A 20961-nucleotide genomic window follows, 5' to 3' on the forward strand; every position below is an offset into this window, starting at 1 on the left:
AGTAGGACCCCCTTGCTCGACGTCAACGTCTTCGATGAGCTGCGTATCGGACTCGCCACGGCTGAGGACATCCGCGCCTGGTCGCACGGCGAGGTCAAGAAGCCCGAGACCATCAACTACCGCACCCTCAAGCCGGAGAAGGACGGGCTCTTCTGCGAGAAGATCTTCGGCCCCACCCGGGACTGGGAGTGCTACTGCGGCAAGTACAAGCGCGTGCGCTTCAAGGGCATCATCTGCGAGCGCTGCGGCGTCGAGGTGACCCGCTCCAAGGTCCGCCGTGAGCGCATGGGCCACATCGAGCTCGCCGCCCCGGTGACCCACATCTGGTTCTTCAAGGGCGTGCCCTCGCGCCTGGGCTACCTGCTGGACCTCGCGCCGAAGGACCTCGAGAAGGTCATCTACTTCGCCGCGTACATGATCACGTCGGTCGACGACGCCGGTCGCCAGGAGGACCTGCCCAACCTCCAGAACGAGATCGACCTGGAGAAGAAGGAGATCGCGGACCGCCGCGACAACGAGATCAACACCCGCGCCCAGAAGCTCGAGGCCGACCTGGCCGAGCTCGAGGCCGAGGGTGCCCGGTCCGACGCGCGCCGCAAGGTGCGCGACTCCGCCGAGCGCGAGATGGCGCAGATCCGCAAGCGTGCCGACGCCGAGCTCGAGCGCCTGGACACGGTGTGGGACCGCTTCAAGAACCTCAAGGTCGCCGACCTCGAGGGCGACGAGATGCTGTACCGCCAGCTCAACGACCGGTACGGCAACTACTTCGAGGGCTCGATGGGCGCCGCGGCGATCCAGAAGCGCCTGCAGGCCTTCGACCTCGAGGCGGAGTCCGACTCGCTGCGGGACACGATCAAGAACGGCAAGGGCCAGCGCAAGACGCGTGCGCTCAAGCGGCTCAAGGTCGTCAACGCGTTCCTCACCACGAGCAACTCGCCCGAGGGCATGGTCCTGGACGCCGTCCCGGTCATCCCGCCGGACCTGCGCCCGATGGTCCAGCTCGACGGTGGCCGCTTCGCCACCTCGGACCTGAACGACCTGTACCGCCGCGTGATCAACCGGAACAACCGCCTCAAGCGCCTGCTCGACCTGGGTGCTCCGGAGATCATCGTCAACAACGAGAAGCGCATGCTCCAGGAGGCCGTCGACGCGCTGTTCGACAACGGCCGCCGTGGGCGTCCGGTGACCGGCCCGGGCAACCGCCCGCTGAAGTCGATCTCCGACATGCTCAAGGGCAAGCAGGGCCGGTTCCGCCAGAACCTGCTCGGCAAGCGCGTGGACTACTCGGGTCGTTCCGTCATCGTCGTGGGCCCGCAGCTCAAGCTGCACCAGTGCGGTCTGCCCAAGCAGATGGCGCTCGAGCTCTTCAAGCCGTTCGTCATGAAGCGGCTCGTGGACCTCAACCACGCGCAGAACATCAAGTCGGCCAAGCGCATGGTCGAGCGCGCCCGTCCGGTGGTCTGGGACGTCCTCGAAGAGGTCATCACCGAGCACCCCGTGCTGCTCAACCGTGCGCCCACGCTGCACCGCCTGGGCATCCAGGCCTTCGAGCCCCAGCTGGTCGAGGGCAAGGCGATCCACCTGCACCCGCTCGTCTGCGCCGCGTTCAACGCGGACTTCGACGGCGACCAGATGGCCGTCCACCTGCCGCTGAGCGCGGAGGCCCAGGCCGAGGCCCGGATCCTCATGCTCTCGAGCAACAACATCCTCAAGCCGTCCGACGGCCGACCGGTGACCATGCCGTCGCAGGACATGATCATCGGCCTGTACCACCTGACGTCGGACAAGCCGGCCGAGGACGCCAAGGGCTCCGGTCGCCTGTTCAGCTCGGTCTCCGAGGCGATCATGGCCTTCGACGCCGGTGACCTGGACCTCAACGCGGTCGTGCGGATCCGCATGGAGGACCTCGTCGCCCCGACGGCGGAGACCCTCCCCGAGGGCTGGAGCGAGGGCGACGCGATCGTCTTCGAGACGACCCTGGGCCGTGCCCTGTTCAACGAGCTGCTGCCCGTGGACTACCCGTACGAGAACGGCGTCGTCGACAAGAAGCGCCTCTCGGTCATCGTCAACGACCTGGCCGAGCGGTACCCCAAGGTCGAGGTCGCGGCGAGCCTGGACGCCCTGAAGGAGGCCGGCTTCCGCTGGGCCACCCGCTCGGGCGTCACGATCGCCATCTCCGACGTCGCCACGCCGGCGGCCAAGGCGCAGATCCTCGAGGACCACGAGGGGCGCGCGGCGAAGATCCAGTCCCAGTACGAGAAGGGCCTGATCACCGACGACGAGCGCCGTCAGGAGCTCATCGAGATCTGGACCCAGGCCACCGACAAGGTCGCCGAGGCCATGCGGGAGAACTTCCCGGCCCGCAACACCGTCTACCGGATGGTCGGCTCGGGTGCCCGTGGGAACTGGATGCAGGTCCGTCAGATCGCCGGCATGCGCGGCCTCGTGGCGAACCCGAAGGGCGAGATCATCCCGCGCCCGATCAAGTCCAACTACCGCGAGGGCCTGTCGGTCCTGGAGTACTTCATCGCCTCGCACGGTGCCCGCAAGGGTCTGGCGGACACCGCTCTGCGGACCGCCGACTCCGGGTACCTCACGCGTCGTCTGGTGGACGTCTCCCAGGACGTCATCGTCCGCGAGGAGGACTGCGGGACCGAGCGCGGGCTGGTCATGCCGGTCGGCGTCGCGGGTCCCGACGGGGCGCTGCGTCGCCACGACAAGGTCGAGACGAGCGTCTACTCCCGGACGCTGGCCACGACGGTCGACGTCGACGGCGCCCAGCTGGGCGTGGCGGGCGAGGACATCGGTGACGTGCTCATCGACGCCCTGCTCGAGGCCGGCGTCACCGAGCTCAAGGTCCGCTCCGTGCTGACCTGCGAGTCCCGGGTCGGCACCTGCGCCAAGTGCTACGGCCGCTCGCTGGCCACCGGCAAGCTCGTCGACATCGGCGAGGCCGTCGGCATCATCGCGGCCCAGTCGATCGGTGAGCCCGGCACGCAGCTGACGATGCGGACCTTCCACACCGGTGGTGTGGCCTCGGCGGACGACATCACCCAGGGTCTGCCCCGTATCCAGGAGCTCTTCGAGGCCCGCACCCCCAAGGGTGAGGGACCGATCGCGGAGTTCACGGGCCGGATCACGATCGACGAGGCCGAGCGCACGCGCCGGATCGTCCTGACGCCGGACGACGGCTCGGAGGAGATCGCCTACCCGATCACCAAGCGGTCGCGTCTGCTCGTCGCGGACGGCCAGCACGTCGAGGTCGGCACCCAGCTCGTCCAGGGCGCCGTCGACCCGAAGAAGGTGCTGCGCATCCTCGGCCCGCGCGCGACGCAGAAGCACCTGGTGGACGAGGTCCACCAGGTCTACCGCTCGCAGGGTGTGGACATCCACGACAAGCACATCGAGGTCATCGTGCGGCAGATGCTGCGTCGCGTGACCGTGCTGGACTCGGGTGACACCGACCTGCTCCCCGGTGAGCTGGCCGAGCGTGGCCGGTTCGAGGACGCCAACCGGCGTGCGGTCGCCGAGGGTGGCCAGCCGGCCTCGGGTCGTCCGGAGCTGATGGGCATCACGAAGGCCTCGCTCGCCACCGACTCGTGGCTCTCGGCCGCCTCCTTCCAGGAGACGACCCGGGTGCTGACCGAGGCGGCGATGAGCGGCCGCAGCGACCCGCTGCTCGGCCTGAAGGAGAACGTCATCCTCGGCAAGCTCATCCCGGCCGGCACGGGCCTGGCCCGGTACCGCAACGTCTCGGTCGAGCCGACCGAGGCCGCGAAGGCCGAGCTGTACCCGAGCTTCGGGTACGACGAGATCGACTTCCCCGCCCTGGGCCTCGGCTCGGGCGAGGCGATCCCGCTCGAGGACCTGGACTTCGGCGACTTCCGCTGACCGTCCTGTCCGGGTGACGCACCCGACCGGCCCGGTCCCGGCGCCCCTGTGGCGCGGGGGCCGGGCCGTGTCGGGCTGGTCACATGCCTTTGACCCCTTGTACGGGGCCGGGTAATGTGGTCCACCGTGCCCGCACCGTCGGGCCCTGCGTGCATGCACCTGCGTCCGAGGCCGTCCCACGGCGGCCCGGACGGGTGCGGGTGGTCAGATCCACCGCACACACGCACCCACCATCGCTGATCTCGGTCGGTGGACGGTGCGCCGGAACCGGGCGACACGCCCGGCTGCGGGGGCGGGGCGGGACTCAAGGCCTTCCGGGCCGGCCGTCAGGTCGGTCCCACCAGATCGGACAAGGCTCCGGTCGATCAGAGATCCACATCGAACAGACACGGAGACGTAGTGCCTACGATCCAGCAGCTGGTCCGCAAGGGCCGGTCGCCCAAGGTGACCAAGTCCAAGACCCCCGCGCTCAAGGGCTCCCCGCAGCGCCGCGGTGTGTGCACCCGCGTCTACACGACCACCCCGAAGAAGCCGAACTCGGCTCTCCGCAAGGTCGCGCGCGTCCGCCTCTCGAGCCAGGTCGAGGTCACCGCCTACATCCCCGGTGTCGGCCACAACCTGCAGGAGCACTCCATCGTGCTGGTGCGCGGTGGTCGTGTGAAGGACCTGCCGGGTGTCCGCTACAAGATCGTCCGTGGGGCTCTCGACACCCAGGGTGTCAAGAACCGCAAGCAGGCTCGCAGCCGCTACGGCGCGAAGAAGGGCTGACCGACATGCCTCGCAAGGGTCCGGCCCCCAAGCGGCCGCTCATCGTCGACCCGGTCTACGGGTCCCCGGTCGTCACGCAGCTCATCAACAAGGTGCTGCTCGACGGCAAGAAGTCCGTCGCCGAGTCCATCGTCTACGGCGCCCTCGAGGGCGTGCGCGAGAAGACCAGCGGCGACCCCGTCGTCGTCCTCAAGCGCGCGCTGGAGAACGTCCGCCCGGCGCTCGAGGTCCGCTCGCGCCGCGTCGGTGGCGCGACCTACCAGGTGCCCGTCGAGGTCCGCCCCGTGCGCTCTACGACGCTGGCGCTGCGCTGGCTCACCGACTACTCCCGCGCCCGTCGCGAGAAGACGATGACCGAGCGGCTCATGAACGAGATCCTCGACGCGAGCAACGGCCTCGGTGCCGCGGTGAAGCGTCGCGAGGACATGCACAAGATGGCCGAGTCGAACAAGGCCTTCGCGCACTACCGCTGGTGACCCCAGCCTCGCGCCGGGGGACCTCGGCGAGACCCGCTGGTGAACCCAGCTGCGCCGGGTCCCTCGGTGCGAACCAACTGCTCAGAAGGGCGACAACGTGGCACTCGACGTGCTGACGGACCTCAACAAGGTCCGCAACATCGGCATCATGGCGCACATCGATGCCGGCAAGACCACCACCACCGAGCGGATCCTGTTCTACACCGGGGTCAACTACAAGATCGGTGAGACGCACGACGGTGCGTCGACGATGGACTGGATGGAGCAGGAGCAGGAGCGCGGCATCACGATCACGTCCGCCGCGACGACCTGCTACTGGAAGGACAACCAGATCAACATCATCGACACCCCCGGTCACGTCGACTTCACGGTCGAGGTCGAGCGCTCCCTGCGGGTGCTCGACGGCGCCGTCGCCGTCTTCGACGGCAAGGAGGGTGTGGAGCCGCAGTCCGAGACGGTGTGGCGCCAGGCCGACAAGTACAACGTCCCGCGCATCTGCTTCGTCAACAAGATGGACAAGCTCGGCGCCGACTTCTACTTCACGGTCAAGACGATCGTCGACCGCCTGAAGGCCAAGCCGCTGCCGATCCAGCTCCCCATCGGCTCCGAGAACGACTTCATCGGCGTCGTCGACCTCATCGAGATGCGCGCGCTGGTGTGGCGCGGCGAGACGGCGATGGGCGAGAAGTACGAGGTCGAGGAGATCCCGGCCGACATGCGCGAGCAGGCCGAGGAGTACCGCGCCTCGATCGTCGAGGCCGTGGCCGAGACCGACGAGGAGCTCCTCGAGAAGTACCTCGGCGGCGAGGAGCTGACGATCCCGGAGATCAAGAAGGGCATCCGTGCCCTCGTGCTCTCCGGCGACGCCTTCCCGATCCTGTGCGGCTCGGCGTTCAAGAACAAGGGCGTCCAGCCCATGCTCGACGCCGTCATCGACTACCTGCCGTCCCCGCTGGACGTGCCGGCCATCGAGGGCCACGTGATCGGCGACGAGGAGACCATGCTGGTCCGCCACCCGGACGCGAACGAGCCGTTCGCCGCCCTGGCGTTCAAGGTCGCCTCGCACCCGTTCTTCGGCAAGCTGACGTACGTCCGGGTGTACTCGGGCCACGTCGCGTCCGGCGCGCAGGTGTACAACGCCACCAAGGACAAGAAGGAGCGCATCGGGAAGCTCTTCCAGATGCACTCCAACAAGGAGAACCCGGTCGAGGACGCCACCGCCGGGCACATCTACGCGTTCATCGGGCTCAAGGACGTCACCACCGGTGACACCCTGTGCGACCCGGCGAACAAGATCGTGCTCGAGTCGATGAGCTTCCCCGAGCCCGTCATCACGGTCGCGATCGAGCCGAAGACCAAGGCGGACCAGGAGAAGCTCTCCACGGCCATCCAGAAGCTCGCCGAGGAGGACCCGACGTTCCGGGTCAACCTCAACGAGGACACCGGTCAGACCGAGATCGCCGGCATGGGCGAGCTCCACCTGGACATCCTGGTGGACCGCATGCGCCGCGAGTTCAAGGTCGAGGCCAACGTCGGCAAGCCGCAGGTCGCCTACCGCGAGACGATCCGCCGTGCGGTCGAGAAGATCGACTACACGCACAAGAAGCAGACCGGTGGCTCGGGCCAGTACGCGAAGGTGCAGATGACCTTCGCCCCGCTCGACCCCTCCGAGGGCGAGCTGTACGAGTTCGAGAACAAGGTCACCGGTGGCCGTGTCCCGCGCGAGTACATCCCGTCCGTCGACGCCGGCATCCAGAGCGCGATGCAGCTCGGCGTCCTGGCGGGCTTCCCGCTCGTGGGCGTCAAGGCGACGCTGCTCGACGGTGCGGCGCACGACGTCGACTCCTCGGAGATGGCGTTCAAGATCGCCGGCTCGATGATCCTCAAGGAGGCCGTCCGCAAGGCCGACCCCGTGCTCCTGGAGCCGGTCATGGCCGTCGAGGTCCGCACGCCCGAGGAGTACATGGGCGACGTCATCGGTGACCTGAACTCCCGTCGCGGCATGATCCAGGCGATGGAGGACGCGACCGGCGTCAAGGTCATCACGGCCCAGGTGCCGCTGTCGGAGATGTTCGGCTACGTCGGCGACCTGCGGTCCAAGACCCAGGGTCGTGCCGTGTACTCGATGTCCTTCGACAGCTACGCCGAGGTTCCTCGGAACGTCGCCGAGGAGATCATCAAGAAGACCCGGGGCGAGTAGGTCCCACCGGTCGCGCCGGCCTGTCCCACCAGGGGCAGAGACCGGCAGGACCGAACGCCCGGCAGGTGTCACCATGACCCCTGCATCGCATGAGCAGTTCACTACCGTGAGTCCGAGGAGGACACAGTGGGTAAGGCCAAGTTCGAGCGGACTAAGCCGCACGTCAACATCGGGACCATCGGTCACGTCGACCACGGGAAGACGACGCTGACCGCGGCGATCTCGAAGGTCCTGCACGACAAGTTCCCCGACCTGAACCCCTTCACGCCGTTCGACGAGATCGACAAGGCGCCCGAGGAGAAGCAGCGCGGTATCACGATCAACATCGCGCACGTCGAGTACCAGACCGAGAAGCGCCACTACGCGCACGTCGACGCCCCCGGGCACGCCGACTACATCAAGAACATGATCACGGGTGCGGCGCAGATGGACGGCGCCATCCTCGTGGTCGCCGCGACGGACGGCCCCATGGCCCAGACGCGCGAGCACGTCCTGCTCGCCCGCCAGGTCGGCGTGCCGTACCTGCTCGTCGCGCTGAACAAGTCCGACATGGTCGACGACGAGGAGATCCTCGAGCTCGTCGAGATGGAGGTCCGTGAGCTGCTCAGCTCGCAGGGCTTCGACGGCGACGACGCCCCCGTGGTGCGCGTCTCCGGCCTGAAGGCGCTCGAGGGCGACCCGCAGTGGGTCCAGTCCGTCTCCGACCTCATGGACGCCGTGGACGAGAACGTCCCGGACCCGATCCGCGAGATCGACAAGCCGTTCCTCATGCCGATCGAGGACGTCTTCACGATCACCGGTCGTGGCACCGTCGTCACCGGTCGCGTCGAGCGCGGCGCGCTCAAGGTGAACGAGGAGGTGGAGATCGTCGGCATCAAGGAGAAGGCGATCAAGACCACGGTCACCGGCGTCGAGATGTTCCGCAAGCTGCTCGACTACGCCGAGGCCGGCGAGAACGTCGGTCTGCTCCTGCGCGGCACCAAGCGCGAGGACGTCGAGCGCGGCCAGGTCGTCGTCAAGCCGGGTTCGATCACCCCGCACACCGACTTCGAGGCCCAGGTCTACATCCTGGCCAAGGACGAGGGCGGCCGTCACAACCCGTTCTACGCGAACTACCGTCCGCAGTTCTACTTCCGCACCACCGACGTCACCGGCGTCATCACGCTGCCCGAGGGCACCGAGATGGTCATGCCCGGCGACAACACCGAGATGACGGTCGCGCTGATCCAGCCGATCGCCATGGAGGAGGGCCTCGGCTTCGCCATCCGTGAGGGTGGCCGGACCGTCGGCTCGGGCCGGGTCACCAAGATCATCAAGTGACCTGACGCGAAGGGCCCGGGTGCGTGCACCCGGGCCCTTCGCCGTCCGGCACCCGAGCGTGCGCCCCGGTGGGCGTGCGCAGTGGCGTCGCTCACGCCGGCCCCCGTCGGGTTGGCCCAGCGACGATCGTCTGGCAGACTAGCCAGGTTGCCCGGGGGCGGTCGTGCGCGCATGCGCACCTCGCCCGGGGCCAGTACACGTTGGAGCCCTGCCGAGGAAGTCGCTCGCCGCGGGGCTCAGACAGCATCCAACGACCACGCACCTCGAACGGTGCGCAGTGCGAGGGTGTGCCGCGATAAGCGACACGCCCGAGTGCGTGGGTCGGACAGCTAGCGGTTCGAGAGAGAGAGTCAGACGACGCCATGGCGGGACAGAAGATCCGCATCCGGCTCAAGTCCTACGACCACGAGGTCATCGACAGCTCGGCGCGCAAGATCGTCGACACGGTGACGCGCGCTGGTGCGACGGTCGTGGGCCCGGTGCCGCTCCCGACGGAGAAGAACGTCTTCGTCGTCATCCGGTCGCCCCACAAGTACAAGGACAGCCGCGAGCACTTCGAGATGCGCACGCACAAGCGGCTCATCGACATCATCGATCCCACGCCGAAGGCGGTCGACTCGCTCATGCGTCTCGACCTGCCGGCCGACGTGAACATCGAGATCAAGCTCTGAAGCTGGGAAGGAACTGATCATCATGACCACCCAGCAGAATGCGCGCGCCGTCACGGCCGTGCTCGGCACCAAGCTCGGCATGACCCAGGTGTGGGACGACAACGGTCGTCTCGTCCCGGTCACCGTCGTGCAGGTCGGCACGAACGTCGTCACGCAGGTGCGCTCCGCTGACACGGACGGGTACTCCGCGGTCCAGCTGGCCCACGGCCAGATCGACCCGCGCAAGGTGACCCAGCCGCTGAAGGGCCACTTCGAGAAGGCCGGGGTCACCCCCCGCCGGCACGTGGCCGAGATCCGCACCGTCGACGCGGCCGAGTACACGCTCGGCCAGGAGATCACCGCGGCGGCCTTCGAGGCCGGCGCGACGGTCGACGTCACGGGCACCACCAAGGGCAAGGGCACCGCCGGTGTCATGAAGCGTCACGGCTTCCACGGCGTCGGCGCCTCCCACGGTGCCCACCGCAACCACCGCAAGCCGGGCTCGATCGGTGGGGCCTCCACCCCGTCGCGCGTGTTCAAGGGCGTGCGGATGGCCGGTCGCATGGGCCACGCCCAGCAGACCACGCAGAACCTGACCGTCCACGCGGTCGACGCCGAGCGGGGCCTCCTGCTCGTCAAGGGTGCCGTCCCCGGCCCCAAGGGCGGCGTCGTCCTCGTGCGTAGCGCAGTGAAGGGGGCATGAGCGACGTGGCCGACACCGCACTCACCCTGACCGTCGACGTGGTCGACCCCGAGGGCAACAAGGCCGGCACCGCCGACCTGCCCGCCGAGGTCTTCGACGCCCAGACGAACATCCCGCTGATCCACCAGGTCGTCGTCGCGCAGCTCGCGGCGGCCCGCCAGGGCACCCACGACACGAAGAACCGTGGCGAGGTCCGTGGTGGCGGCAAGAAGCCGTGGAAGCAGAAGGGCACCGGTCGCGCCCGTCAGGGCTCGATCCGCGCTCCGCAGTTCACCGGTGGTGGAACCGTTCACGGCCCGACGCCGCGCGACTACTCCCAGCGGACCCCGAAGAAGATGAAGGCCGCGGCGCTCCGCGGTGCTCTCTCGGACCGCGCCCGTGCCGGCCGCGTGCACGTCGTCACCGGGTTCGCCCCGGGCGAGGCGCCCTCGACCCGGTCGGCCGTCGCCGTGCTGAACACGCTGTCCGGACGCAAGAACGTCCTGGTCGTCGTGGAGCGCACGGACGAGATCACGTGGAAGTCGCTGCGCAACGTCGAGCGCGTCCACCTGCTCGTCGCGGACCAGCTCAACACCTACGACGTGCTCATCTCCGACGACGTCGTCTTCACGCAGGGCGCGCTCGACGCGTTCCTGGCCGGCCCGTCCACGGGTCGCTCGGTCACGGCTGCCGCGACCGAGTCCGAGGCAGCACTCACCCAGGAGGGCGAGAAGTGACCGCCGTGACCAAGGACCCGCGCGACATCCTGATCGCGCCGGTCGTCTCCGAGAAGAGCTACGGCCTGCTCGACGAGGGCAAGTACACGTTCGTCGTGGACCCCCGTGCGAACAAGACCGAGATCAAGATCGCGATCGAGCAGGTCTTCTCGGTCAAGGTCGAGTCCGTGAACACGATCAACCGCAAGGGCAAGACGCGGCGGACGAAGTTCGGGATGGGCAAGCGCAAGGACACGAAGCGCGCGATCGTCACCCTCCGCGAGGGCACGATCGACATCTTCGGCGGACCGGTCGGCTGAGGCCGACCGCCACGAGCTACAGATTAGGGACAGATCCCCATGGGAATCCGTAAGTACAAGCCGACGACGCCGGGGCGCCGCGGCGCCTCCGTCGCCGACTTCGTCGAGATCACGCGCTCCACGCCGGAGAAGTCGCTGGTCCGCCCGCTGCACAAGACGGGTGGGCGCAACTCCACCGGTCGCGTGACCATGCGCCACCAGGGCGGTGGCCACAAGCGTGCCTACCGCGTCATCGACTTCCGTCGCCACGACAAGGACGGCGTGCCGGCCAAGGTCGCTCACATCGAGTACGACCCCAACCGCACGGCGCGCATCGCGCTCCTGCACTACGCGGACGGCGAGAAGCGCTACATCGTGGCGCCGAACAAGCTCCGCCAGGGCGACGTGGTCGAGAACGGTGCCGGCGCGGACATCAAGCCCGGCAACAACCTGCCGCTGCGCAACATCCCGACCGGTACGGTCATCCACGCCATCGAGCTCAAGCCCGGTGGCGGCGCGAAGATCGCCCGCTCGGCCGGTGCGTCGGTGCAGCTCGTCGCGAAGGACGGGCCGTACGCGCAGCTGCGCATGCCGTCCGGCGAGATCCGCAACGTCGACCTGCGCTGCCGCGCCACGGTCGGCGAGGTCGGCAACGCCGAGCAGTCGAACATCAACTGGGGCAAGGCCGGCCGCATGCGCTGGAAGGGCAAGCGCCCGTCCGTCCGCGGTGTCGCCATGAACCCGATCGACCACCCGCACGGTGGTGGTGAGGGCAAGACGTCCGGTGGGCGTCACCCCGTGAGCCCGTGGGGCCAGCCCGAGGGCCGGACCCGCCGTCCGAACAAGCCGAGCGACAAGCTCATCGTGCGCCGTCGGCGCACCGGCAAGAACAAGCGCTGAAGGAGCCTGAGATGCCACGCAGCCTGAAGAAGGGCCCGTTCGTCGACGGTCACCTGCAGAAGAAGGTCGACGTCCAGAACGAGAAGGGGACCAAGGCGGTCATCAAGACCTGGTCCCGCCGGTCGCTCATCACGCCGGACTTCCTCGGCCACACGTTCGCGGTGCACGACGGCCGCAAGCACACCCCGGTGTTCGTCACCGAGTCGATGGTCGGGCACAAGCTGGGCGAGTTCGCCCCGACGCGCACCTTCCGCGGCCACGAGAAGGACGACCGCAAGGGCCGTCGCCGCTGATGACGATTGAAGAAGGCAGGACAGCAATGGAAGCCAAGGCGCAGGCGCGGTTCGTCCGCGTCACGCCCCAGAAGGCCCGGCGCGTCGTGGACCTCATCCGTGGCAAGCAGGCCGAGCAGGCCGTGGCGACGCTGAGGTTCGCGCCGCAGGCCGCGGGGGAGACCGTGCTCAAGGTCGTCGAGAGCGCGATCGCGAACGCCCGGGTCAAGGCGGACCGGGCCGGCGAGGCGTTCGACGCCACGGCGCTCGTCGTCCGTGAGGCGTACGTCGACGAGGGTCCGACCCTCAAGCGGTTCCGCCCGCGTGCACAGGGCCGGGCGAGCCAGATCCTCAAGCGGACCAGCCACATCACCGTGGTCGTGGCCCCCGTCGAGAAGAAGGAGAGGGCCCGATAGTGGGACAGAAGGTCAACCCGCACGGGTACCGCCTCGGCATCACGACCGACCACCGCTCGCGGTGGTTCGCCGACAGCACCAAGCCCGGCCAGCGGTACCGCGACTACGTCCGCGAGGACGTGCAGATCCGCAAGCTCATGTCGACGGGCCTCGAGCGCGCCGGCATCTCCAAGGTCGAGATCGAGCGCACCCGTGACCGTGTGCGCGTCGACATCCACACCGCCCGCCCGGGCATCGTCATCGGGCGTCGTGGCGCGGAGGCCGACCGCATCCGCGGCGAGCTGGAGAAGCTCACCGGCAAGCAGGTGCAGCTGAACATCCTCGAGGTCAAGAACGCCGAGATCGACGCCCAGCTGGTCGCCCAGGGGATCGCTGAGCAGCTGGCGAGCCGTGTCTCGTTCCGTCGTGCGATGCGCAAGGGCATGCAGTCCGCGCAGCGCGCCGGCGCCAAGGGCATCCGTGTGCAGTGCGCCGGTCGCCTCGGCGGCGCGGAGATGAGCCGCAGCGAGTTCTACCGCGAGGGTCGTGTGCCGCTGCACACGCTGCGCGCGAACATCGACTACGGCTTCTACGAGGCCCGGACCACCTTCGGCCGCATCGGCGTCAAGGTCTGGATCTACAAGGGCGACATGACGGAGCGGGAGTTCGCCCAGCAGCAGGCGACCCAGGCCCCGCGTGCGCCGCGTGGACCGCGCGCGGACCGTCCGGCCCGTGCCGGTGCGCCGCGCCGCGAGCGTTCCGACGCCCCGGCCGGCGACGCCCCGGCCGCCACGGCGGACGCCGGTGCCGCGACCACCACCGAGACCGGAACGGAGGCCTGAGCCATGCTCATCCCGCGCAGGCTGAAGCACCGCAAGCAGCACCACCCGGGGCGCTCCGGCGCCGCGACCGGTGGCACCGCGATCTCGTTCGGCGACTTCGGCATCCAGGCTCTCGAGCCCGCCTACGTCACGAACCGCCAGATCGAGGCTGCTCGTATCGCCATGACCCGCCACATCAAGCGTGGTGGCAAGGTCTGGATCAACATCTACCCGGACCGCCCGCTCACCAAGAAGCCGGCGGAGACCCGCATGGGGTCGGGTAAGGGTTCGCCCGAGTGGTGGATCGCCAACGTCAAGCCGGGTCGGGTTCTCTTCGAGCTCGCCGGCGTCCCGGAGCCGCTGGCTCGCGAGGCCATGCGCCGCGCGCAGCACAAGCTCCCGATGAAGACCCGTTTCGTGGTCCGCGAGGGTGGTGGCAACTGATGGCTATCGGAACCAAGGAGCTCGCCGCCGACGAGCTGGACGGCTTCGACGACGAGCGACTCGTCGCGGAGCTGAAGAAGGCCAAGGAAGAGCTGTTCAACCTGCGCTTCCAGTCGGCCACCGGTCAGCTCGAGAGCCACGGGCGGCTCAAGGCCGTGCGCCGCGACATCGCGCGGATCTACACGATCCTGCGCGAGCGCGAGCTCGGCATCCGCACGGCCCCGAGCGCGAGCGAGTGAGGTACAGCAGATGAGTGCGATCGAGAACGAGGTCGGCGACAGCACGGCCGGCCAGACCGCCGAGCACCGGCCGTACCGCAAGACGCGGCGCGGCTACGTGGTCAGCGACAAGATGCAGAAGACCGTCGTGGTGGAGGTCGAGGACCGGGTCAAGCACCCGCTCTACGGCAAGGTCATCCGGCGCACGAGCAAGGTCAAGGCGCACGACGAGGTCGGCGCCGCCGGCATCGGCGACCTGGTCCTGATCATGGAGACGCGGCCGCTGTCCGCCACCAAGCGGTGGCGCGTGGTCGAGGTCCTCGAGAAGGCCAAGTAGGCCCTCTCACCCCGCACGACAGCTCAGTTGCCCCCGGGGGAATGCGGTGGTGGGACCAGCGGTTCCACCACCGGTCCCGGGTGCATGACGGCAACGATCCGTTCGGCCAGGCTCGCTCCGCGAGAACCAGCAGACGACAGGAGTTCAACACATGATCCAGCAGGAGTCGCGACTTCGGGTCGCCGACAACACGGGTGCCAAGGAGATCCTCTGCATCCGCGTTCTCGGTGGTTCGGGACGTCGCTACGCCGGAATCGGTGACGTCATCGTCGCCACCGTCAAGGACGCGATCCCCGGCGGCAACGTCAAGAAGGGCGACGTGGTCAAGGCCGTCATCGTCCGTACCCGCAAGGAGCGTCGGCGTCCCGACGGCTCGTACATCAAGTTCGACGAGAACGCCGCAGTGATCCTCAAGAACGACGGCGACCCCCGTGGCACGCGCATCTTCGGCCCGGTGGGCCGCGAGCTGCGCGACAAGAAGTTCATGCGGATCATCTCGCTGGCTCCGGAGGTGCTCTGACCATGGCGAAGATCAAGAAGGGCGATCTCGTGATCGTCATCTCCGGCCGCGACAAGGGCAAGGAGGGTCGTGTCCTGGAGGTCCTCACCGAGACGCAGCGCGTCGTCGTCGAGGGTGTCCAGCGCGTCACCAAGCACGTCAAGGCCGGCCAGACCGCCCGCGGCACGCGGACCGGTGGGATCGAGACCGTCGAGGCCCCGATCCACATCAGCAACGTGATGCTCGTGGACCCGGAGACCAAGAAGGGCACCCGGGTCGGGTACCGGTCCGAGGAAGTCGAGCGTGACGGTCGCACCAAGACCGTGCGGGTGCGCGTCGCCAAGCGCTCCGGGAAGGACATCTGATGAGCACCGAGAGCACCGTGACCACGGGTGCCGACACGGACCGCGACCAGTTCGCCCGTCCCGTGCCGCGCCTGAAGGCGCGCTACAACGACGCGATCGCCGGCGAGCTGCTCGGCGAGTTCGGCCACGCCAACGTCAACCAGGTCGCACGCCTCACCAAGGTGGTCGTGAACATGGGTGTCGGCGAGGCCGCCAAGGACTCCAAGCTGATCGACGGCGCCATCCGCGACCTCACCGCGATCACCGGTCAGAAGCCGCAGGTCACTAAGGCCCGCAAGTCGATCGCCCAGTTCAAGCTGCGTGAGGGCATGCCGATCGGCGCCCACGTGACGCTGCGCGGCGACCGCATGTGGGAGTTCCTCGACCGCCTGCTGTCGACCGCCCTGCCCCGCATCCGCGACTTCCGCGGCCTGTCGGCCAAGCAGTTCGACGGTCACGGCAACTACACCTTCGGTCTCACGGAGCAGTCCATGTTCCACGAGATTGACCAGGACAAGATCGACCGCGTGCGTGGCATGGACATCACCGTCGTCACGACCGCGACCACCGACGCAGAGGGCCGCTCGCTGCTGAAGCGTCTCGGCTTCCCCTTCAAGGAGGACTGACCATGGCGAAGACCGCCCTGATCCAGAAGGCCGCCAGGACGCCGAAGTTCAAGGTGCGCGCCTACACCCGGTGCCAGCGGTGCGGACGTCCGCACTCCGTGTACCGCAAGTTCGGGCTGTGCCGGATCTGCGTGCGCCAGATGGCGCACGCCGGCGAGCTCCCCGGCGTCACCAAGAGCAGCTGGTAACAACTACGCCGCTGGTCCGGGTCGCACCTGTGCGACCCGGATACCCCGGCGAGGAAGGGCCTGAGCCCACATGACCATGACCGACCCGATCGCAGACATGCTCACGCGTCTGCGGAATGCGAACTCGGCGCACCACGACACGGTGACCATGCCGTTCTCGAAGCTGAAGTCGCACATCGCCGAGATCCTCCAGGCGGAGGGCTACATCGCCGGCTGGACGGTGCAGGACGCCCCCGTGGGGCAGTACCTGACCATCGAGCTGAAGTACGGCCCGAACCGCGAGCGCTCGCTCGCCGGTGTGCGGCGCGTGTCCAAGCCGGGCCTGCGCGTGTACGCCAAGTCCACCAACCTGCCCAAGGTGCTCGGCGGCCTGGGCGTGGCGATCCTGTCCACGTCCTCCGGTCTCCTCACCGACAAGCAGGCCGCCAAGAAGGGCGTGGGTGGGGAAGTCCTCGCCTACGTCTGGTAAGTCCGAGACGGAAAGGAGCTAGCCATGTCTCGAATCGGCAGAGTCCCCGTCCCGGTCCCCACCGGCGTGGACGTCACCATCGACGGCGCGGTCGTGACGGTCGCGGGGCCCAAGGGCACCCTGACCCACACGATCCCGTCGCCCATCTCGGTCGCGCAGGAGGACGGCGCCCTCGTGGTGACCCGTCCCAACGACGAGCGCTCCTCGCGCTCGCTGCACGGCCTGACCCGCACGCTGCTCGCGAACCTCGTCACCGGTGTCACCGAGGGCTACACCAAGCGCCTCGAGATCGTCGGCACCGGGTACCGCGTGACGGCCAAGGGCGACACGCTCGAGTTCGCCCTCGGCTTCAGCCACCCGGTGAACATCGCGCCGCCCGCCGGCATCACGTTCGCCGTCGAGGCGCCGACCCGCTTCTCGGTCAGCGGCATCGACAAGCAGCAGGTCGGCGAGGTCGCCGCGAACATCCGCAAGATCCGCAAGCCCGAGCCGTACAAGGGCAAGGGTGTGCGGTACGCCGGCGAGGTCGTCCGCCGCAAGGTCGGAAAGGCTGGTAAGTAAGCGATGGCACTCAAGATCCTGGGCAAGGGCAAGGCGATCAGCCGGGCCCGTCGCCACCTCCGGGTCCGCAAGAAGGTCACCGGCACGGCCGTCCGCCCGCGTCTGGTCGTGACCCGCTCCGCGCGTCACATGACCGCGCAGGTCGTGGACGACACCGTCGGCCGGACCGTCGCGTCGGCCTCCACGCTCGAGGCCGACATGCGCGCCCTGGGCGCCGACAAGACGGCCAAGGCGCGTCGCGTCGGTGAGCTCGTCGCCGAGCGCGCCAAGGCCGCCGGCGTCGACGCGGTCGTGTTCGACCGCGGCGGCAACAAGTACCACGGCCGGGTGGCAGCCGTCGCCGACGGGGCCCGCGAAGGCGGTCTGGCCCTGTGACGACGACCATCTCCGCACTGAAGACAAGGATCCACTGATGGCTGCTCCTCAGCGCAGCAACACCGGCGCCCCTGCGGGTGGCGCGGGCGGCGGCGGCGGCGACCGTCGTGACGGCGGTCGCCGTGACGGCGGACGCCGGGACGCCCCCGAGAAGAGCCAGTTCCTCGAGCGCGTCGTGACCATCAACCGTGTCGCCAAGGTCGTCAAGGGCGGCCGGCGCTTCAGCTTCACCGCGCTGGTCGTGGTGGGCGACGGCGACGGCACGGTCGGCGTGGGCTACGGCAAGGCCAAGGAGGTGCCCGCGGCGATCGCCAAGGGTGTCGAGGAGGCCAAGAAGAACTTCTTCAAGGTCCCGCGCATCCAGGGCACCATCCCGCACCCCATCCAGGGTGAGGCCGCGGCCGGCGTCGTCTTCCTGCGTCCGGCGTCCCCCGGTACCGGCGTCATCGCCGGTGGTCCGGTCCGCGCCGTCCTGGAGTGCGCCGGCATCCACGACGTCCTGAGCAAGTCGCTCGGGTCCTCCAACGCCATCAACATCGTGCACGCCACGGTCGAGGCGCTGCGTGGGCTGGAGCGTCCGGAGGCCGTGGCGGCTCGCCGTGGCCTGTCGCTCGAGCACGTCGCGCCGGCCTCGCTCCTGCGGGCGCAGGCGGCGGGGATCGCGGCCGGGTCGGCTGCGAAGGTGGGTGCCTGATGGCCCGCCTCAAGGTGACCCAGACGAAGTCCGCCATCGGCGGCAAGCAGAACCAGCGCGACACGCTGCGGACCCTCGGTCTCAAGCGCATCGGTGACGTCGTCGTGAAGGAGGACCGCCCGGAGATCCGTGGCATGGTCACGACGGTCAACCACCTCGTCGCGGTCGAGGAGGTCGAGTGATGAGCGAGAACACCGAAGACGCGCAGGCCCCGGCCAAGGCCAGGGCCCCGCGCGCGAAGAAGGCGGACGCGACCGCGGCGGGCACCTCCGCGGCCGCCACGGCCACCGCCGCGGCGACCGCGGCTGCGGCCCAGGTCGGCGCCGGCGGCACCCTCAAGGTGCACCACCTGCGTCCGGCCCCCGGCGCCAAGACCGCCAAGACCCGCGTGGGTCGTGGTGAGGCGTCGAAGGGCAAGACGGCCGGTCGTGGGACCAAGGGCTCCAAGGCCCGCTACCAGGTGCCGGAGAGCTTCGAGGGTGGGCAGATGCCCCTGCACATGCGCCTGCCGAAGCTGCGCGGGTTCAAGAACCCGTTCCGCACCGAGTACCAGGTCGTGAACCTCGACAAGCTGTCCGCGCTGTACCCGGCCGGTGGCTCCGTCACCGTCGAGGACCTCGTGGCCAAGGGCGCGGTCCGCAAGGGCCAGCCGGTCAAGGTGCTCGGCACGGGCGAGGTCACGGTCGCGCTGACGATCGCGGTGGACGCGTACTCCGCGTCGGCCAAGGACAAGATCGTCGCTGCCGGCGGGTCCGTCGAGCAGGACTGATCGCCAGGGGACGGGGTCGGTGGGGAAGTGCTCCCACCGACCCCGTTCTCGCACCCGGACGGTGATCCGTTAGGGTGCGCGGTGCGTTCGACGGACGCACCGTGAGGACTCCCGGTCCGCCGGGACCACGACACACCCGCCTCGGCGGAGCTGGAGGATAGGTGCTCAGCGCATTCGCTCGGGCGTTCAGGACGCCCGACCTGCGGCGCAAGCTGCTCTTCACGATCGCGATCATGGCGATCTTCCGGGTGGGCTCGTTCCTGCCGACGCCGGGCGTCTCCTACCCGAACGTCCAGACCTGCATCGCCGAGACGGCCGGGAACAACGACCTGCTCGGGCTGGTCAACCTGTTCAGCGGCGGTGCGCTGCTGCAGCTGTCGGTGTTCGCGCTCGGGATCATGCCGTACATCACGGCGAGCATCATCATCCAGCTGCTGCGTGTGGTGATCCCCCGGTTCGAGGCCCTGCACCAGGAGGGCCAGTCCGGGACCGCGAAGCTGACGCAGTACACGCGCTACCTCACGATCGCGCTGGCGATCCTCCAGTCGACGACCATCATCACGGTCGCGCGCTCGGGCGGGCTGTTCCAGGGCTGCACGGTCGACGTCATCCCCAACCCCAGCGTGGTGACGACCCTGCTGATGATCCTCACCATGACCGCCGGCACCGGCCTGATCATGTGGCTCGGCGAGCTCATCTCCGAGCGCGGCGTCGGCAACGGCATGTCGCTGCTCATCTTCACGTCCATCGCCGCGAGCTTCCCGACCGCCCTGTGGTCGATCGCCGGTGGCGACAACGGCCTCACGAAGTTCGTCATCGTGCTGGCGGTCACCGTGCTGGTGGTCGCGCTGGTCGTCTTCGTCGAGCAGTCCCAGCGCCGCATCCCGGTGCAGTACGCCAAGCGCATGGTCGGCCGCAAGATGTACGGCGGCTCGAGCACCTACATCCCGATCAAGATCAACATGGCCGGCGTCATCCCGGTGATCTTCGCGTCGTCGCTGCTCGCGGTACCCGGCCTGATCGCGCAGTTCGGCGACCAGACGGCGGGCTGGGTGCAGTGGGTCTCGGTCAACCTCGTCGACCCGGCCGCCCCGCTGCACCTGGCGATCTACGTCTTCCTCATCATCTTCTTCTGCTACTTCTACACGGCCATCACGTTCAACCCGGACGAGGTCGCGGACAACATGAAGAAGTACGGCGGCTTCATCCCCGGCATCCGTGCCGGTCGGCCGACCGCCGAGTACCTGGGCTACGTGATCTCCCGCATCACGTCGGCGGGCTCGATCTACCTCGCCCTGGTGGCGCTCATCCCGACGATCGCGTTCATCCTGATGGACATCAGCACCAACATCCCGTTCGGCGGCACGTCGATCCTCATCGTCGTGGGCGTCGGCCTGGAGACGGTCAAGCAGATCGAGTCGCAGCTCCAGCAGCGGCACTACGAAGGGTTCCTGCGGTGAGCGCACGTCTGGTGATCATGGGCCCCCAGGGCTCGGGCAAGGGCACGCAGGCGGCGCTCCTGGCGACGCGCCTGGGGGTGCCGGCCATCTCGACCGGCGACATCTTCCGCGCGAACGTCAAGGGCGGCACCGACCTGGGCAACCAGGCCAAGGCGATCATGGACGCCGGCGACCTCGTCCCGGACGAGATCACCAACGCGATGGTCCGCGACCGGCTCGCGGAGCCGGACGCGGCCGAGGGCTTCATCCTCGACGGCTACCCCCGCAACGCCGCCCAGGTGGAGGCGCTGGACGGCGTCCTGGCCGGGCACGGCGTCGGGCTCGACGCCGTGCTGGAGCTGACCGCCGACCGGGACGAGCTGCTCGCCCGCCTCGGTCGCCGCGCGGCTCTCGAGGGACGGACGGACGACACCGCGGAGGCGATCGAACGGCGCCTGGCGATCTACGAGCAGCAGACCGCGCCCCTCACCGCCGGCTACGCCGCGCGGGGGCTGCTGGTCACCGTCGACGGCATCGGGCAGGTCGACGAGGTCACCGAGCGGCTCGTGGCCGCTCTCGGCGCCCGTGTCGGCTGACCCGGCTGCCGG

Annotated in this window: 28 protein-coding genes; all 28 read left to right on the forward strand. The window is 68.8% G+C overall.

Translation table 11 applies throughout. From position 1 onward, the window contains the following. Positions 1–12: 12 nt before the first annotated feature. Positions 13–3891 carry a DNA-directed RNA polymerase subunit beta' gene (locus CAE01nite_RS03025; protein ID WP_146899612.1) on the forward strand — a complete coding sequence of 1293 codons (3879 nt, stop codon included), beginning with the start codon at positions 13–15 and terminating at the stop codon, positions 3889–3891. 399 nt (positions 3892–4290) lie between these two features. Continuing rightward, positions 4291–4659, forward strand: a complete 369-nt coding sequence (gene rpsL / locus CAE01nite_RS03030) for a 30S ribosomal protein S12 (RefSeq protein WP_146899615.1) — start codon at positions 4291–4293, stop codon at positions 4657–4659. 5 nt (positions 4660–4664) lie between these two features. Further along, on the forward strand, positions 4665–5135 hold the full coding sequence (rpsG, locus tag CAE01nite_RS03035; RefSeq protein WP_146899618.1) for a 30S ribosomal protein S7: 471 nt from the start codon (positions 4665–4667) through the stop codon (positions 5133–5135). Between the two features lie 97 nt (positions 5136–5232). Then, on the forward strand, positions 5233–7335 hold the full coding sequence (gene fusA, locus CAE01nite_RS03040) for an elongation factor G (RefSeq protein ID WP_146899621.1): 2103 nt from the start codon (positions 5233–5235) through the stop codon (positions 7333–7335). Positions 7336–7461: 126 nt separating this feature from the next. Beyond that, positions 7462–8655, forward strand: coding sequence for an elongation factor Tu (gene tuf / locus CAE01nite_RS03045; protein WP_146899624.1), 1194 nt, complete (start codon positions 7462–7464; stop codon positions 8653–8655). Between the two features lie 362 nt (positions 8656–9017). Further along, positions 9018–9326: a 30S ribosomal protein S10 gene (gene rpsJ / locus CAE01nite_RS03050; RefSeq protein ID WP_019146773.1), complete on the forward strand. Its 309-nt coding sequence runs from the start codon at positions 9018–9020 to the stop codon at positions 9324–9326. Positions 9327–9348: 22 nt separating this feature from the next. Further along, entirely contained in the window at positions 9349–10008 is a 660-nt protein-coding gene (gene rplC, locus CAE01nite_RS03055; protein WP_146899626.1) for a 50S ribosomal protein L3, read from the forward strand. Further along, entirely contained in the window at positions 10005–10724 is a 720-nt protein-coding gene (gene rplD, locus CAE01nite_RS03060; RefSeq protein ID WP_146899629.1) for a 50S ribosomal protein L4, read from the forward strand. Before rplC ends, rplD begins: the two co-directional genes overlap by 4 nt. Continuing rightward, positions 10721–11023, forward strand: coding sequence for a 50S ribosomal protein L23 (gene rplW, locus CAE01nite_RS03065; RefSeq protein ID WP_146899632.1), 303 nt, complete (start codon positions 10721–10723; stop codon positions 11021–11023). The genes rplD and rplW overlap by 4 nt, the downstream gene beginning before the upstream one ends. A 39-nt stretch (positions 11024–11062) precedes the next feature. Continuing rightward, on the forward strand, positions 11063–11902 hold the full coding sequence (rplB, locus tag CAE01nite_RS03070; protein WP_146899634.1) for a 50S ribosomal protein L2: 840 nt from the start codon (positions 11063–11065) through the stop codon (positions 11900–11902). An 11-nt stretch (positions 11903–11913) separates the two neighbouring features. Beyond that, entirely contained in the window at positions 11914–12195 is a 282-nt protein-coding gene (gene rpsS, locus CAE01nite_RS03075; protein WP_146899637.1) for a 30S ribosomal protein S19, read from the forward strand. Positions 12196–12221: 26 nt separating this feature from the next. Then, positions 12222–12590: a 50S ribosomal protein L22 gene (gene rplV, locus CAE01nite_RS03080; protein ID WP_146899639.1), complete on the forward strand. Its 369-nt coding sequence runs from the start codon at positions 12222–12224 to the stop codon at positions 12588–12590. Continuing rightward, positions 12590–13411, forward strand: coding sequence for a 30S ribosomal protein S3 (gene rpsC / locus CAE01nite_RS03085; protein WP_146899641.1), 822 nt, complete (start codon positions 12590–12592; stop codon positions 13409–13411). Before rplV ends, rpsC begins: the two co-directional genes overlap by 1 nt. Positions 13412–13414: 3 nt before the next feature. After that, positions 13415–13834 carry a 50S ribosomal protein L16 gene (rplP, locus tag CAE01nite_RS03090; RefSeq protein WP_146899644.1) on the forward strand — a complete coding sequence of 140 codons (420 nt, stop codon included), beginning with the start codon at positions 13415–13417 and terminating at the stop codon, positions 13832–13834. Beyond that, positions 13834–14073, forward strand: coding sequence for a 50S ribosomal protein L29 (gene rpmC / locus CAE01nite_RS03095; protein ID WP_146899647.1), 240 nt, complete (start codon positions 13834–13836; stop codon positions 14071–14073). The genes rplP and rpmC overlap by 1 nt, the downstream gene beginning before the upstream one ends. Before the next feature lie 10 nt (positions 14074–14083). Next, positions 14084–14389: a 30S ribosomal protein S17 gene (gene rpsQ, locus CAE01nite_RS03100; protein WP_146899650.1), complete on the forward strand. Its 306-nt coding sequence runs from the start codon at positions 14084–14086 to the stop codon at positions 14387–14389. Positions 14390–14540: 151 nt separating this feature from the next. Next, on the forward strand, positions 14541–14909 hold the full coding sequence (gene rplN / locus CAE01nite_RS03105; RefSeq protein WP_146899653.1) for a 50S ribosomal protein L14: 369 nt from the start codon (positions 14541–14543) through the stop codon (positions 14907–14909). A 2-nt stretch (positions 14910–14911) separates the two neighbouring features. Next, positions 14912–15253 (forward strand): 50S ribosomal protein L24, encoded by a 342-nt coding sequence (gene rplX / locus CAE01nite_RS03110; protein ID WP_146899656.1) that lies wholly within the window; start codon positions 14912–14914, stop codon positions 15251–15253. Then, positions 15253–15858, forward strand: coding sequence for a 50S ribosomal protein L5 (gene rplE / locus CAE01nite_RS03115; protein ID WP_146899659.1), 606 nt, complete (start codon positions 15253–15255; stop codon positions 15856–15858). The genes rplX and rplE overlap by 1 nt, the downstream gene beginning before the upstream one ends. A gap of 2 nt (positions 15859–15860) precedes the next feature. Continuing rightward, positions 15861–16046 (forward strand): type Z 30S ribosomal protein S14, encoded by a 186-nt coding sequence (locus tag CAE01nite_RS03120; protein ID WP_146899662.1) that lies wholly within the window; start codon positions 15861–15863, stop codon positions 16044–16046. A gap of 70 nt (positions 16047–16116) precedes the next feature. Further along, positions 16117–16515 carry a 30S ribosomal protein S8 gene (gene rpsH / locus CAE01nite_RS03125; protein WP_146899665.1) on the forward strand — a complete coding sequence of 133 codons (399 nt, stop codon included), beginning with the start codon at positions 16117–16119 and terminating at the stop codon, positions 16513–16515. 24 nt (positions 16516–16539) lie between these two features. Further along, positions 16540–17076 carry a 50S ribosomal protein L6 gene (gene rplF / locus CAE01nite_RS03130; protein ID WP_146899668.1) on the forward strand — a complete coding sequence of 179 codons (537 nt, stop codon included), beginning with the start codon at positions 16540–16542 and terminating at the stop codon, positions 17074–17076. Positions 17077–17079: 3 nt separating this feature from the next. Further along, on the forward strand, positions 17080–17451 hold the full coding sequence (gene rplR, locus CAE01nite_RS03135) for a 50S ribosomal protein L18 (RefSeq protein WP_146899671.1): 372 nt from the start codon (positions 17080–17082) through the stop codon (positions 17449–17451). A gap of 37 nt (positions 17452–17488) precedes the next feature. Next, on the forward strand, positions 17489–18145 hold the full coding sequence (gene rpsE, locus CAE01nite_RS03140; protein WP_146899674.1) for a 30S ribosomal protein S5: 657 nt from the start codon (positions 17489–17491) through the stop codon (positions 18143–18145). Beyond that, positions 18145–18327, forward strand: a complete 183-nt coding sequence (rpmD, locus tag CAE01nite_RS03145) for a 50S ribosomal protein L30 (protein ID WP_146899676.1) — start codon at positions 18145–18147, stop codon at positions 18325–18327. Before rpsE ends, rpmD begins: the two co-directional genes overlap by 1 nt. After that, positions 18327–18914: a 50S ribosomal protein L15 gene (gene rplO / locus CAE01nite_RS03150; RefSeq protein ID WP_222595798.1), complete on the forward strand. Its 588-nt coding sequence runs from the start codon at positions 18327–18329 to the stop codon at positions 18912–18914. Before rpmD ends, rplO begins: the two co-directional genes overlap by 1 nt. A gap of 161 nt (positions 18915–19075) precedes the next feature. After that, positions 19076–20374 (forward strand): preprotein translocase subunit SecY, encoded by a 1299-nt coding sequence (gene secY / locus CAE01nite_RS03155; RefSeq protein ID WP_146899679.1) that lies wholly within the window; start codon positions 19076–19078, stop codon positions 20372–20374. Continuing rightward, complete coding sequence (locus CAE01nite_RS03160; RefSeq protein ID WP_246130956.1) at positions 20371–20949, forward strand: adenylate kinase; 579 nt, start codon at positions 20371–20373, stop codon at positions 20947–20949. Before secY ends, CAE01nite_RS03160 begins: the two co-directional genes overlap by 4 nt. Positions 20950–20961: the final 12 nt, after the last annotated feature.

Origin of the sequence: Cellulomonas aerilata, assembly GCF_007991755.1 — a bacterium.
GTDB lineage: Bacteria > Actinomycetota > Actinomycetes > Actinomycetales > Cellulomonadaceae > Pengzhenrongella > Pengzhenrongella aerilata.